The 14,114-nt window shown below is 71.6% G+C and carries 12 protein-coding genes; 8 read left to right on the forward strand and 4 right to left on the reverse strand.

The genetic code is table 11. From position 1 onward, the window contains the following. The gene (locus F4559_RS32605) at window positions 1-498 is read left to right on the forward strand and encodes a very short patch repair endonuclease (RefSeq protein WP_312865931.1); all 498 of its coding nucleotides are present in this window, start codon (window positions 1-3) and stop codon (window positions 496-498) included. Here F4559_RS32605 and msrA read toward each other — a convergent pair. Beyond that, window positions 435-1,097 (reverse strand): peptide-methionine (S)-S-oxide reductase MsrA, encoded by a 663-nt coding sequence (gene msrA / locus F4559_RS32610; protein WP_184674912.1) that lies wholly within the window; start codon window positions 1,095-1,097, stop codon window positions 435-437. The genes F4559_RS32605 and msrA overlap by 64 nt on opposite strands. A gap of 138 nt (window positions 1,098-1,235) precedes the next feature. Here msrA and F4559_RS32615 point away from each other — a divergent pair, with 138 nt between their 5' ends. The 6 genes from F4559_RS32615 (at window position 1,236) to F4559_RS32640 (ending at window position 10,361) form a co-directional block, all read left to right on the forward strand. Next, window positions 1,236-2,405 carry a hypothetical protein gene (locus F4559_RS32615; RefSeq protein ID WP_184674913.1) on the forward strand — a complete coding sequence of 390 codons (1,170 nt, stop codon included), beginning with the start codon at window positions 1,236-1,238 and terminating at the stop codon, window positions 2,403-2,405. After that, the gene (locus tag F4559_RS32620) at window positions 2,398-6,048 is read left to right on the forward strand and encodes an FkbM family methyltransferase (protein ID WP_184674914.1); all 3,651 of its coding nucleotides are present in this window, start codon (window positions 2,398-2,400) and stop codon (window positions 6,046-6,048) included. The genes F4559_RS32615 and F4559_RS32620 overlap by 8 nt, the downstream gene beginning before the upstream one ends. 128 nt (window positions 6,049-6,176) lie before the next feature. After that, window positions 6,177-6,755: a hypothetical protein gene (locus F4559_RS32625; protein WP_184674915.1), complete on the forward strand. Its 579-nt coding sequence runs from the start codon at window positions 6,177-6,179 to the stop codon at window positions 6,753-6,755. 1 nt (window position 6,756) lies between these two features. Next, the gene (locus F4559_RS32630) at window positions 6,757-7,644 is read left to right on the forward strand and encodes a hypothetical protein (RefSeq protein WP_184674916.1); all 888 of its coding nucleotides are present in this window, start codon (window positions 6,757-6,759) and stop codon (window positions 7,642-7,644) included. Continuing rightward, window positions 7,641-8,708: an acyltransferase family protein gene (locus F4559_RS32635; RefSeq protein WP_184674917.1), complete on the forward strand. Its 1,068-nt coding sequence runs from the start codon at window positions 7,641-7,643 to the stop codon at window positions 8,706-8,708. Before F4559_RS32630 ends, F4559_RS32635 begins: the two co-directional genes overlap by 4 nt. 57 nt (window positions 8,709-8,765) lie before the next feature. Beyond that, window positions 8,766-10,361, forward strand: a complete 1,596-nt coding sequence (locus tag F4559_RS32640) for an acyltransferase family protein (protein WP_221447446.1) — start codon at window positions 8,766-8,768, stop codon at window positions 10,359-10,361. On the opposite strand, the gene F4559_RS32645 is transcribed toward F4559_RS32640, so the two are convergent. Continuing rightward, on the reverse strand, window positions 10,358-11,656 hold the full coding sequence (locus tag F4559_RS32645) for an alginate O-acetyltransferase AlgX-related protein (protein WP_184674918.1): 1,299 nt from the start codon (window positions 11,654-11,656) through the stop codon (window positions 10,358-10,360). The two genes, F4559_RS32640 and F4559_RS32645, sit on opposite strands and share 4 nt — an antisense overlap. A 362-nt stretch (window positions 11,657-12,018) precedes the next feature. Between F4559_RS32645 and F4559_RS32650 the strand changes: the two genes are divergently transcribed. Continuing rightward, window positions 12,019-12,393 carry a hypothetical protein gene (locus F4559_RS32650; protein ID WP_184674919.1) on the forward strand — a complete coding sequence of 125 codons (375 nt, stop codon included), beginning with the start codon at window positions 12,019-12,021 and terminating at the stop codon, window positions 12,391-12,393. Between the two features lie 256 nt (window positions 12,394-12,649). On the opposite strand, the gene F4559_RS32655 is transcribed toward F4559_RS32650, so the two are convergent. Both F4559_RS32655 and F4559_RS32660 read right to left on the reverse strand, forming a co-directional pair. Further along, window positions 12,650-13,312, reverse strand: a complete 663-nt coding sequence (locus tag F4559_RS32655) for a response regulator (RefSeq protein WP_184676486.1) — start codon at window positions 13,310-13,312, stop codon at window positions 12,650-12,652. Then, entirely contained in the window at window positions 13,209-14,099 is an 891-nt protein-coding gene (locus F4559_RS32660; protein WP_312865932.1) for a sensor histidine kinase, read from the reverse strand. Before F4559_RS32660 ends, F4559_RS32655 begins: the two co-directional genes overlap by 104 nt. Window positions 14,100-14,114: the final 15 nt, after the last annotated feature.

Consider the following 14,114-nt stretch of genomic DNA (forward strand, 5'->3'; position numbering starts at 1 on the left):
GTGGCCGAATCCTGGGCGAGCAGTCCCGCTTCACGCGCCGTGATGCGGGCCAATCGAGGTCGCGACACCCGACCCGAGAAGGCCCTGCGATCCGCCCTGCACGCGCACGGACTCCGCTATCGGGTCAACATGCGCCCCATCAAGGACGTGCGCCGGACGGCGGACGTGGTCTTCACCAGGCTGAAGGTCGCGGTGTTCATGGACGGCTGCTACTGGCACGGCTGCCCCGAGCACTACCGCCCCGCGCACGGGCGGACGGCGACCTTCTGGCAGGAGAAGATCGCCGCCAACAAAGTCCGTGACGCGGACACCGACCGCAGGCTTTCCGAAGCAGGGTGGACCGTGGTCCGGGTATGGGAGCACGAGGACACCGCAGTGGCCGCCGCACACGTCGTCGGTCTACTCGCCGGGAAACGCGGCGACCCTTCGCCCGGTCAGGACGACGGGACGCCCAGGCCCACGGGGCAGCCGACGCCCGTGCCGCCGATACCGCAGTAGCCGTTCGGGACCTTCTCCAAGTACTGCTGGTGGTAGTCCTCGGCGTAGTAGAACGGCCCCAGGGCGGCCAGTTCCGTGGTGATCGTGCCCAGCCCGGCGGCGGTCAGGGCCTCCTGGTAGACCTTCGCACTCGCCTCGGCCACCGTGCGTTGCGCCTCGTCCGCCCAGTAGACCGCGGACCGGTACTGCGTGCCGACGTCGTTGCCCTGGCGCATGCCCTGCGTGGGGTCGTGCGCCTGCCAGAAGACGCGCAGCACCTCGTCGTACGGCAGCTTCCGCGGGTCGAACACGACCAGGACCGCTTCGGTGTGGCCGGTCAGGCCCGAACACACTTCCTCGTACGTGGGGTTCTCCGTGAACCCTCCGGCGTAGCCGACGGCCGTGGAGTACACACCCTCCGTACGCCAGAACGCCCGTTCAGCCCCCCAGAAGCAGCCCATTCCCACGACGGCGGTGGACAGACCTTCGGGGAACGGTGGGACGATGCGGCGGTCGGGGAACACCGCGTGCGTCTCCGGGACCTCGGCCGGCCGCGTGCGACCGGGCAGGGCCTCGTCCGGGGTCACCAGGCGGGTCTTGTCACGTCCGAGCCAACCCATGGTTCCACTGTATGCGGCCGTGGGGACCTTGCCAGGTCACGCTTTGGCGGGTGTGCGAGACCGGGGACGGCGGCTTCGGCACAATGTGCGGGTCTTCACTCGGACGGTGGAGGCCCTTCCCAGAAAGGGGGTGCCAGGGTGACCTGGCAGAACGAGCTGCGCAAGCTCGACGAGGAGCTCGCCTCCGGACGGATCTCCGCCGACGACTACCGCAGGCGGCGTGACGAGGTGCTCACCCAGGCATCCGCGGCGCCTGCGGCGGCACCCCAGCAGCCCGCACAGCCCGCTCCCGGGCAGCCATCGCAGGGCCCGTTCCCCCCTCCGTTCCAGTGGGAGGCCAAGCCCCCGGCGGCCACGGCCGAGTCGACGCAGATCATGCGCCCGGCCCAACCGCCCCAGCCCCAGCAGCAACCCCAGCAGCCCGGCGACGCCGACCGCACCCAGGTCGTCCCCGGCGGGGCACCCCGCCAGGACGCCGACCGCACGCAGGTCGTCCCCGGCGGCTTCCCCCAGCAGCCGCAGACCCCGCCCCCCGGCTACCCGGTGCAGGCGTTCCCGCAGCAGCCCCCGCAGGGCGGCTACGACGCGACGCCGCCGTGGGGCTCCTCCGACCAGCTCTCCGACCCGTGGGGCGTCAAGCAGGGCCCCGAGGTGTTCGACGAGAGCGGCGGCGGTGGCAAGGGCAAGGTCGTCGGCATCGTGCTGGCGATCGTGCTGCTGGCCGGCATCGCGTTCGGCGCGTACTGGATCTGGGGCCGCGGCAACGGTGACAACCAGGCCGGCAACGACTCCACGGCCACGCCGACGACGACCACCAGTACCACCCCCAGCCCGCCGCCGGACCCGCTGCCCGTCGGCAAGATCAAGGGCAAGGTGTCGACCAACAAGTCGGTCACCGCGTTCACCGACGTGCCCAACCTGAAGTACCTGCTCGACAGCGAGGCCGCGCTCTACACGACCGCCGGCGGCGGCAAGACCAAGCTCGCCCAGTTCACGCTCGACGACGGCTCCAAGGGCATCGTCCTGATCGTGCAGGCCACGGACGCGAGCGCCGCCAAGGAGGCCGTGACCGGCCTGTACGACCTCCAGATCAACAACGGCATGACCCCGTTCGCGAGCACGCCCACCAACGTGCTGGCCTCCGAGGTCGACGCCAAGGGCGGCCAGCAGGCCCGCCTGCGCGGCCACTACGCCAGCAAGGACCTGATCGTGCGGGTCGACGTCACCGCACCCACGCTCGCGGCGGCCCAGAAGGGCTTCACCGACTCGCTCGACGCACAACTAGAGGTGCTCAAGGCCGATGGCTGACCGGACCGGCGACCGCGGTGTGCTCGCGTGCACCGTGGTCGCCCGCAACTACCTGCCCGCCGCACGCGTCCTCGCCGCGTCCTACCTCGAACACCACCCGGACGACCGGTTCGTCATCGCGGTGATCGACGCGCCCAGAGGTGAAGGCGAACCCGGGGACGGGCGGTTGCGGATCGTCGGTCCCGAGGCGACCGGCATCGACCCGGACGACTACCTGCGGATGGCGACGTCCTACAACGTCACCGAGTTCGCCACCGCGGTGAAGCCCTACCTGCTGCGCGAACTGCGCCGCGAGGCGGACGTCGTGATGTACCTGGACCCCGACATCCAGGTCTTCGCGCCCATGCCGGAACTGCCCGTGCTGGCACGTGCGCACGGCATCGTGCTCACGCCGCACTTCCTCAAGCCCCTGCCCCGCGACGGCAAGGACCCGTCCGAGGCCGCGATCATGGGCGCGGGCATCTTCAACCTCGGCTTCGTGGCGACGGGTCCGGGCAGCGGCGACTTCCTGGACTTCTGGGCCGAACGCCTGCGCCACGACGCGGTCGTCGCGCCCGAACGCCAGCTCTTCACCGACCAGCGGTGGGTCGACCAGGTCCCCGCGCTGTTCGCCAACCACGTCCTGCGCGACCCCGGGTTCAACGTCGCCTACTGGAACGTGCACGAACGCCCGGTCGACGAGGTCGACGGGACGTACACCGCGGGCGGGCAGCCGCTGCGGTTCTTCCACTACAGCGGTTACCGCCCGGAACGCCCGTGGCTGCTGTCCTCGCACACGCCGTCCAAGCCGCGCGTCGTGCTGTCCGAGAACCCGCATGTGAAGGCGCTCTGCGATGCATACGGCCGCGCGCTGCGCGAAGCCGGGTACGCCGAGACGCTGGAGTCGATCCCGTACGGCTTCGCCAAGATGCCCGACGGCACGCCCATCGGTCCGGCCGTGCGCTCGCTCTACCGCGAGGCCTGGGTGAAGGCCGAGCGCAAGGGCAAACCGTTGCCGCCGCACGCGTTCGGCCCGGACCGGGGTGCCGCGTTGCGCCGCTGGCTGGCCGAGAAGCCCGAGGACGCGCCGACGGGTACGACGCTCAACCGCCTCACGCTGGCCGTGTGGGAGTCGCGCGCCGACCTGCGTTCGGCGTTCCCGCAGCCGCACGGCCGCGACGCCGCCCCGTACCGCACGTGGTGCTCGACATCGGGCGTCGTCGAGGCTTCGCTGCCCGAGTGGGCGCTGCCCGCCGAACCGGTCGAGCCGACCGAGCCCACCGCCGAGTTCGGCGTGAACGTGGTCGGCTACCTCACCGCCGAGCTGGGCGTCGGCGAGATGGGCCGGATCGTGCACGACGCGATCACCGGCGCGGGCGTGCCGGTCGCGTCGGTCGTCGAGGACCGGCTGGTGTCCAACCGGACCGGGCTCGACCGGCCGGAGACGACCGGCGAGCCGCGGTTCCCGATCAGCCTGCTGTGCGTGAACGCCGACCAGACGCGGGCCGTGTTGGAGAACCGGCCGCACGTCGCGCACCACCGGTACAGGATCGGTCTGTGGGCGTGGGAGCTGGAAGAGTTCCCGCCGTCGATGCACGAGGCGTTCGCGCTGGTCGACGAGGTGTGGACGGTCTCGGACTTCTGCCGCGAGGCGATCGCCCGGCACTCGTCGATCCCGGTGCGCACGATCCCGGTGCCGGTGCGCGATCCGGGCGAGCCCGCGCCGAAGGCCGACGGGCCGGTGACGTTCCTGTTCGCGTTCGACTTCCACTCGATCGGCGAGCGCAAGAACCCGTGGGGCGTGGTCGAGGCGTTCCGCTCGGCGTTCCCGGACCGCGACGACGTGCGGCTCGTGCTCAAGGCGATCAACGGGGCGAAGAACCCGACCGTCGCCGAACGCCTGCGCGTGCTCGTGATGGGCGATCCGCGGATCGAACTCGTCGAGCGCTACCTGTCCGTCGCCGAGCTGGACGACCTGTACGCGTCGAGCACGGCGTACGTGTCGCTGCACCGCAGCGAGGGTTTCGGCCTCACGGTCGCCGAGGCCATGGTGCGCGGACTGCCCGTGATCTCCACGGACTACTCCAGCACCACCGAGTTCCTGGACGACAAGACCGGCTGGCCGATCCCGTACCGGCTGGTGCCCGTCGGGAAGAACAACGGCCCGTACCCGCCGGACGCGCGGTGGGCCGACCCCGACCTGGACGCCGCCGCCGCGGCCATGCGCGAGATCGCGGACCATCCCGAGGAGGCGCGGCGACGTGGTCGCGCGGCCCGCGAACACATCCTGCGCACCCGGTCCATGGCCGCCGCTTCGCGGTGGATGCACGACCGCCTGAAGGAAGCGCACGACCGGCGGCACGCCGGACGCGTGCAGGTCGAGGGTGTCGCCGACCCGCTGGTCCCGTTGCGCGACTCGCGCCAGGCCCTGCTGTGGCGTCCCGACGCCGGCGCACCGTCACGCCTGCCGGGTGCGCCCGCGTTGCGCAAGGCCGTGCTGCGCGCGATCGACCATTACGACGTGCATCAGCGCAAGGTCATGGGCGCCCTGGTCGACGGGGTCGAGGGGTCGCTCGCCGAGGTCGTCGCCCGGCTGACGGCCGTCGAGGCCGGCGTCGACTCGGTGCGCGCGAGCACCGACGGCGTCCGGGCGCGGCTGGCCGGCGTGCGCGACGAGGTGCTCGACGCGGTCGGCGACGAACTCGCCGACGTGCGCGAGAGCGTGCGCGACAGCGTCGACGCGTTCGAACGGCGGATCGACCAGGTGCACGCGCGGCTCGACGCGGACGAGCGCAAGACGATCGACATGTTCGCCGACCGCGACAAGCGTGCCGACGGCCGCGAGGAGCAACTCGCCGACCTGACCACCGCGATGCACGCCGTCGAGGACGCGGCCCGCCTGCGCCACGCGCCCGTGCCCGCCGGTGCCGACGTGGTGCTGTGCGACGCCGGCGCACTGCTGCTGCCGGCCGATGACGTGGTCCGGCCGTGGCTGGCCTACCACCGCTCGTGGGAACGCGACGAGGCCGACCTGATGGCCCGGCTCGTCGGCGAAGGCCTGTTCCTCGACGTCGGCGCGCACGTCGGCTACCACACGCTGCGGCTGCTCCAGCGCGGCGGCACGGGCGCCGTCGCGGTCGAGGCCAACCCGGTCAACGCCGAGTACCTGCGGCGCAACGTGCTCGCCAACGTGGGCCGACCGGGCGCGGTCGCGGTCGTGCCGCTGGCCGCGTGGGACCACGACACGACGATCCGCCTGGCGCAGGCCGAGGCCGGCAACAGCGGCGACTACCGGGCGTCGGAGGGCGGCGACGGCGTCGAGGTCCGCGCGGTGCGCCTGGACGGACTCGCGGAACTGGCGGACCGCACGGTCTCGCTGGTGAAGCTCGACCTCCAGGGCCGCGACCACCGCGCCCTGGCGGGCCTCACGGCCGTCATCGACCGCGACCGCCCGCACGTGGTCTGCGAGTTCTGCCCGGACGCCATCCGCGAACTGGGCGACGACCCGTCGGACGTGTTGCTGGGGTACCGCAAACTCGGCTACACCCTCGTCCCCCTGCGTCCCGGCGGACCGGTCGAGGGCGACCACGCCGACCCCGCCCTGGTCGCCGAGGCCGAAGACACCGCCGGAGGATTCATTACGTTGTGGTTGAGACCGCTCTAACGGTGGAACGTCTGCCTCGTGACAGCCGATAGTTGCCCTGAGAGAATGATTGTCGACCGCCATTCGGGTCGACAAACACGCAGGGGGTGACTGTGGTGACACGCGCCGTGCGCACATCCTTCGCGGGCGTGGCAGCCCTCGTCGCCGTCTTGATCGTGGTGGCCGCGGCCGGGTGGGCGTTGGCCTCGCCCGCGATCCACCAGACCGCCCGCACGGTCCCGCCCACCGGCGAGCGCGGCCGGCAGGCCGCCAACCCGCTGGCCATCGCCAACCTCGGTCCCGGCGGCGACCGGTACGCCTGGGTCACGGCGTTCCCCCAGGTCGAAGGGGCCGGCTTCCTCGGCACCGAGGAGGTGGGCGCGTACAACCGGGGCGGCGCCGACGCCGCCCGGCTGGCCGTGTGGAACGGGTTCCCCGCCGGCCGGGTGATCATCGTCGTGGTCCGGGTCGCCGACGCGTCCACCGCGACCCGCGTCGCCGACCGGCTCGACGAACTCCAGGCCGGCTTCGGCCTGCAACGACTGTCGCCCGTGCGCGGCCTGGACCGCGTCTCCACGGTCACGTTCGAGGGCCGGTTCGTCACGCGGGCCCTCTACACGCACCACGACCTCGTCGTCCGGATCGAGCTGCGCGGCGATCCGGACGAGCTGTCCGCGTTCGACGGGATCGTCTCCGACCAGCTCCACGCACTCCCGGCCGAAGGCTGACATGGCCCGACCCGGCCTGTCCGTGGTAGCCGCGGCGGGCGTCTGCCTCGTCGCCTACAGCTTCCTGGTCGGCCTGTGGCCGTCGCGTTCGGGCGCCGACCTGGACCTCGTGCTGCTGGTCCGCTCGTGGGTCAACCTGCCCACCGGCCTCGGCGAGGACTTCGGCTTCCTCGGCATCGCCCTGCTGCTGCTGGTCGTCGGCACCCGGGCCGAACGAGCCGTGCCGCGCCGCGCGGTCCTGCCGGTCGCGGCCGGCGTGGTGCTGACCGCCGTCCTGGCATTGGCCGGCGCCGAACCCCTCGTCGACGACTCCGTGATCACGCCCGCCCTCACCGCCGGACTGGCGCTGCTGCTGGTGAACGTGGTGAAGCCGCTGCTGCGCCGTGCACCCGCCCTGGCCGCGTTCGTCCTCGTCGAAGTGGCGTGCCTGCTGGTGCTCCTCGGCACCGCCGCCGGACTGCCCCTGCTCGCCGCCGCCGCCGGGCTCGTGCCCGTCGTGGTGTGGGGCCTGCTGGCCGCGTTGCGGGTGGAGGACCGGGTGAGCACCCGGCACCTGGCCTTGGTGGGACTGCCGGGATTCGCCGTCCTGGTCGCGGCGGACCGGCTCTCGCCCGACACGCTGCCGTTCTGGCGTCCGCTCGGCGCGGTCTACGCCGTGCTGCTGTTCGCCATCGCGTTGCCGCGCGGCGCCGATCTGGCCGGCCGGGCAGCCGTGCGCTGGCTGGCCGACCGCGCGGTGGTGCTCGTCGTCGCGGTGATCGCGATCGGCTACCCGCTGCTGGGCCTGCTCGGCGAGGTGCTCCCGGCGGCCGTCACCGTCGTGGTCGGCGTGCTCGTCACGGGCGTGGCGGGCGACCTGGCGTACCGGGGCCTGCGGAGGGTGACGTGAGCACCGCGGAACTCGAACGGCCCCGGACGACCCGGGCCCGCCTGCACGGCGTCGACCTGCTGCGGGTCATCGCGTGCGGTGGCGTGCTGCTCACCCACGTCCTGGCGTGGTTCACGATCGTCGGCCGCGACTGGTGGCTGTGGGTACCGGTCGAACAGCTCGGCACCGACGTGCTGCACCTCAACTCCCGCTTCGCGTTCTTCGGCGTGATCACGTTCTTCGTGGTCAGCGGACTGGTGATCACGCACGTCACGGACCGGGAATCGCCCGGCGTGTTCCTGTGGCGGCGGATCAGCCGCATCGCGCCGCTGCTGTTCGTCGTGTCGGTCATCGGCTGGATCATGGTCAACGCCGGGCAGCGGATCGCCGTCGACGTCGAACGCCCGCTCGACCTCGTCGACCTGCTGATGGGCATGACCCTCAACGGCCACCTCGTCGACCCCGAGGTCGGGCTGCTCGGCGTCACGTGGACGTTGCGCATCCAGGTCATCTTCTACGTGTTGGTGGCGTTGTCGATCCCGCTGCTGCGCCGCCGGCCGTGGATTCCACCGTTGGCCATGGCCGCGCTCGACGTCGTCCTGCTCGCCTTCTACCCGGCGCCATGGCTGTTGGACGTCGTCGGCCTGTTGCCGGTGTACCTCCCCTTGCTGTGCATGGGACAGCTCATCACGCTCGTGCACTCCGGCAAGGTCAACGCCTACGCGGGCACCGCGATCGGTGTCCTGCACTGCGGGCTGTTCGTGCTCGCCGACCGGATGGGCTTCCAGGAGCACGGCGACGCGGGCGCGCGGACGGCGATCGTCATCGTCCTGCTCACCGTCGCGATGGTCCACGCCAAGGACAGGGTGAGCAGATCCGCAGTGGTCAAAGCCTTGGCGCAGCGCACTTACGCGGTCTACCTCGTGCACCTGTGCGTCCTCTACCCGCTGTTCGACTGGCTGATGCCGTACCTCGATCCGACCTTGGTCGTTGTGCTCGGCGTGGCCGCCGTCGCCGTGGTGGCCGAGGTGCTGCACCGGTGGGTCGAGCTGCCGCTCGTCCGCGTGATCCGGAGGCGGAGGTAGCCCACCCGCTCCCGTCGCGTCCGGCCTGACGACGGCGAGCGGAGAGGTGCGTTCCCCTTGGCCGGCCCGACGACGCCCAAGTCCCGCATCGCGTTCATCGACATCGGCCGGGCCGCGGGAGCACTTCTCGTGTTCTACAGCCACATCGCCGAGCAGTGGGTGGCCAAGCGGGAGACCGGGCCGACGCCCGTCGTGGACTTCCTCGACGCGGTGGGCAGCGACCCGATGCGCATGGGGTTCCAGGGGATCGGGCAGATCGCGGTCCCGTTCTTCTTCCTGGTCAGCGGGTACGTGGTCACGCCGATCGCGCTGCGCCAGGGCGGGTGGCGGTTCACCGTGAACCGGCTGATCCGGGTGCACGTGCCGATGACGTTCGCCGTACTGCTCACCGCCGCGCTGGTGCTGCTCGGCGTGGGCACGCTGGCGGGCGCGTCCGCGCAGACGGTCACGTGGACCACGGTGCTGACCAACTCGCTGGTGGTCAACTACGTGCTCGTGCCGCAGGTGGTGCTGGTCGGCGTGGCGTGGACGCTCGTGGTCGAGCTGGTGTTCTACGCGCTGCTGGTCGCGGTGCTGCCCGTGCTGCGGCGGTGGACGTGGGCGGCGATCGCCGGGCAGTTGACGTTCGTGTTCGTGGTCATGATGAGCATGCGCGAGTTCGGGCCGTCGTGGTTCCTGTTCGCGGTCAACGCCTGCTACCTGCCGGCGCCGATCCTGGGCCAGGTCGTGTGGGCGACGACGACCGGGCGCGTGCCGCTGTGGCTGGGCATGGTGTTCGGCTCGGTGGCGTGGGGGCTGTACGTGCTCGGCGACCACCTGGGCATCGGGCGGCTGGACGGGTCGTACCCGTTGGCGTTGGCCGTGGCGCTGCTGTTCTTCCTGCTCGGGATGTTCGCCGAACCCCGGCTGCGGGAGCGGCGGGTGTGGACGGCGTTGTCGGAGCGCAGTTATTCGCTGTACCTGCTGCACGGGATCGTGGCGTGGGCGTTGTTGGAGCTGCTGCGGCCGACCGTGCCGCTGTGGCTCGCGGTGCCGGTCGCGGTGGCGGCGACGTTCGGGGTGGTCGAGGTGAGCTACCGGTTCGTCGAGCGGCCCAGCCACGCGCTGGCCCGGCGCTGGTCGCGCCCGGCCCGGACCCGGTGGTCGTTCGAGGAGGGGCTGACGCGCGAGATCGAGGCGATCAAGGAGGAGGTCGCCCGGCCGTCGGACGCGACCGTCCCGATCCCCCGCCTGGAGACGGCGGACACCGGCACGAGCCAGGCCCCGGCGCGGGACCGGGTCGGGGGCCGCCTTCGCCCCGCATCGGGCCGGGACGTCCTCGCCGAGCCGGCGCAGCGGGACGAGCGGTGGCTCCCACCCGCACGGGACCGCGCTCCCGCCGATCGGGACGACGATTACCTCCGCCGGGTACCCGACCGGCGCGACGGCGTCCCAGGTCGGACCGAAGACCGCCATCGGCCGACCCGCGACCGGCACGACCGGCACGTGCCCGTACGCCGGGGCGAGGTGCGGTCGACGCAGCCGGACGAAGACCCCATGCGGCGGCGTGGCGCACGGACCGGAGAGGAATCCGACGAGCGCGGCAGGCGGGTAAGGCGTCCGGACGGCGTGCCGACCCGCGCACTGCCCGCCGGTCGCGACGAGCGCGACTAGCGACGCGGCTTCTTGGCCAACTCCCCGCCGATGGCGTCGAGCACCGCGGGCGTCAGGATCGGGTTCGTGCCGTCGAGCAGGTTGCGCTCGGCCGCCTCCACCACGACCACGTCGGTGTCGGCGAGCATGCGTGCGACCTGGCCGGCGTCGGCCGTGACGCCCGAGACGTGCTGCACCGTCACGTCCGTGTAGCCCGCGACCAGGTAGCTCGGCGCGGCGAACGTGAACGAGTCCCCGATCCAGCCGACCTTCGCCTCGACGACGCCGGGCACCCTGGCCTGCGTGAACCGCTGGGGCTTGCGCTCGTCGCCGGTCACCGGCCGGCTGCACACGGTCGAGCCGTCGGGCTTGAGGTCGTACGCCTGGTACTGGTCGGACGCGGTGCGGCCGAGCAGGCGTGCCAGGTCGCCCTCGCGGTCGATCTTCCGGGCGGGGTCGACCTGCCACGTCCGCGTCGTCCCCGGGCGCACGGCGTCGGCCACCGCGCGGATCATGACCAGGGCGCCGTCGTGGTTCCAGTGCGTGTCGTTCTTGGTGTAGACGGGGTGGCCCAGGCGCTTCGCCTCGGCCGCCAGGTCGTCGCGCAGGTCGATCGCGTCGACGCGCTTGTCGTCGACGCCGGCCCAGAAGTGGTCGCGGGCCTTGGTCAGGCACTCCTTGCCGTAGTACTTGGCGGGCAGGTACTCGGTGACGACCGTGGTCTTGCTCGGCGCCACGACCAGCACGAACTTTCGGCCCGACGCCTCGACCGCGGTGCGCAGCCGGGCCAGCCGGTCGAGCACGTCGTCGGTGGGGGTCTTGGGCGAGCACGCGCCCTTGACGTCGCCGCCGAGGTAGAGCCAGTCGTCCTTGCCCTCCAGCACCTCGACGTAGGACGTGGGGTCGGGCCGGTCGAGCGACGGGTCCTTCGGCTGGGTCTGGACCGGGCCCGCGACCTCGGTGGGGCGGCGGTCGAACCGGGGCTGTTCGCCGAACACCCCGCGACTGATCGCGCCCGACGCCTCGACGGCCTCCTTGCGGAACGGGAGGTGGTCGGCCGCCCACTCGTCCAACCCGGTGAACAGGTCCCAGCCGGACGGGAACGCCGCGAGCCGCCGGTTCTCGAACTCCTCCGGCCGGACGCCGACCACCAGGAGCAACGCGGGCAGGCAGAGGTACACCACGGCGGTGATCAGGGCCGTGCGCTGCCGCGGCGAGTGCCGCGGCCGGTAGAGGGCGTGCTCCTGGGGCAGGAACGACTCGTGGAGGGGGTCCAACGCCACCCGTGACGGTCCCTCCGACGACTCCACGCTCACCTCTTCAGCGTAACGGCCGACTCGTCACCTGTTCGCGGTTCACTGGATCGAGGGGATTCGTAGGGGTTGCCCGGTGCAACCCGATCGTGGTGCGCAGCGTCGGAACAGGTGGATCGAAGCCCTGGCAGGGGTGGCAGGGGCAGGCGACCGGGTGTGAGCCTGGTCACTTCGGACGACACTGCATTTTTCCGCGAACCGTTCGCGTACTGCGCTACGTATCGAAAACCAGGGGTGGTCCCACCGGTATTGACCCCACCAGGTCCGTCTAGTCCCTATGGGGGATTGTCCGCTTGGCGTACGATCATTTTCAGGTCACCAGACCTGTACCTGCTAGGGGACCTCAGAACAGAGGTAGGTGCGCCATGGATGTCGCGCTCGGCAAGGTCATCGAGCTTCGCGAAAGCGGATTCCAGTTCCTCCACCTCCGGGACGAGGACGGGCAGCTCGATCGAATCATGGCGTTCAAGCAGCGCAGAGGCTTCATCGACTCGATCCTCTTCTGGTCCGAGACGGAGGCGCGTGCGGGCCGGCTGCCCGCCGTGCGCGACAGCACTCGTGCAGCTCAGGCCGTGTGGATCTACGAGGGGCCGCTCGTCGAGGCCGTGGACCGGCTGCTCGACCTGCCCGAACCCGGCGCCCGGAACGCCCCCACGCTCATGAAGCGGACGGCGTCGGACCTCGCGGTCGTGACCACGCTGCCCTTCAAGTTGAAGCTCCCGCCCGGCGCGATCGCCTGATCGAGACCTGAAGCGAAGCTGAACCCGCTGCTCAGCGCACGGTCCGTGACCGTGCGCGCCTGTGCGCACCCGGGGCCCTGAAGCGGTTAAGTGGTCTCGACCAATGTCCCGACCTGCAAGAATGCAGCAAGGTCACGTAGTGTTCATTATTCGTTGGGTGCCGGGAATCTTCAATCTTCAGTTGCATTCAGTGACACCGACAGGTGATTGGTTCCCGCCACGTACAAGCACGACTCGTAGTCGAATCGCTAACAATTCACCTCGTCCGGCGAGGGTTGACCAATCCTGATTCGTACGCGAGCACGACGAGTTGCGCCCGGTCGCGCGCGCCGAGTTTCGTCATCACCCGACTGACGTGAGTACGCGAAGTGGCGGGGCTGATCACCAGGTGTGCGGCGATCTCCTCGTTGGACAACCCGCCCGCGACGAGCGCGAGGATCTCCCGCTCCCGGACCGTGAGCACGGCCAGCGCGCCCGGCTCCGGCCGGCGGTGCTCGGGACGGGCCGCGAACTCCTCGATCAACCGCCGGGTCACCCTCGGCGCGAGCAGCGCGTCGCCCGCCGCCACCACGCGCAGGGCGTGCAGCAGCTCCACCGGCTCGGTGTCCTTGAGCAGGAACCCGCTCGCACCGCCACGCAACGCCTCGAAGACGTACTCGTCCACGTCGAACGTGGTCAGCACCAGCACCTTCACGTCCGGCGCCTCGGCCGCGATGCGTCGCGTCGCCTCCAGGCCGTCCACGCCCGGCATGCGGATGTCCATCACGACCACGTCCGGCCGCAGCTCGACAGCCCGCGCCACCGCCTGCCCGCCGTCACCGGCCTCGCCGACGACCTCGAAACCGTCCTCCGTGTCGAGCAGCAGCCGGAACCCGGCCCGCACGAGCACCTGGTCGTCCGCGAGTACGACTCTGATCACCGACACCCTCCAACGGTAGGGCCGCGTGCACGCGGAACCCGCCTTCGTGCGCACCCGCCTCGACCCGGCCGCCCAGGGCCTCGACGCGTTCGCGCATGCCCCTGAGCCCCGCACCCGCACCCGGCGTGCCCTCGCCGGTGCCCGGACCGTTGTCGACCGTGATCTCCACCGCGGTCGGCGTGCGGTGGAAGGTCACCGTGACCGCCACGCCCGGCGCGTGGCGCACGGCGTTGGTCAAGGACTCCTGGACGACGCGGTACGCGGCGGCGTCGACCGGCGCGGGCAGGTCGCCGGGGTCGCCGACCACGGTGACGTCCGGGACCGGGTCGACGAGTTCGGACAGCCGGGCCAGCGACGGTACGGGCATCGTGCCGTCGTCGCGCAGCACGCCGAGCGTCGCGCGCAGGTCGTCCAGGGCATGGCCGCTGGCCGCCTTGATGGCCCGCAACGCCTTCACCGCCTCCTCCGGGCGGCGATCGGCGACGTGCGCCGCGACCCCGGCCTGCACGTTGATCATGGCCAGGCTGTGCGCGACCACGTCGTGGACCTCGCGCGCGATCCGGAGGCGTTCCTCCTCGGCCTGCCGCGCACGCCGCTCCCGGCTCCGGGTGCGGCGCAGGGACAGGACGGCGAGCGCGGGCGCCAGGACGAGCGGCCCGTTGTGCCCGGTGACGTAGAACAGCCACGTGGACGCGCCCGTGACCGCGATGACGGCGACCGGGTAGCGGGCACGCCAGAGCAGCGGCACGAACGTCGCCGCGAACCACAACCCCGACAGCCACCCCACGCGGCCGACGGTACG

It is taken from the genome of Saccharothrix violaceirubra, from assembly GCF_014203755.1.
In the GTDB taxonomy this organism is placed as follows: Bacteria; Actinomycetota; Actinomycetes; order Mycobacteriales; family Pseudonocardiaceae; genus Actinosynnema; species Actinosynnema violaceirubrum.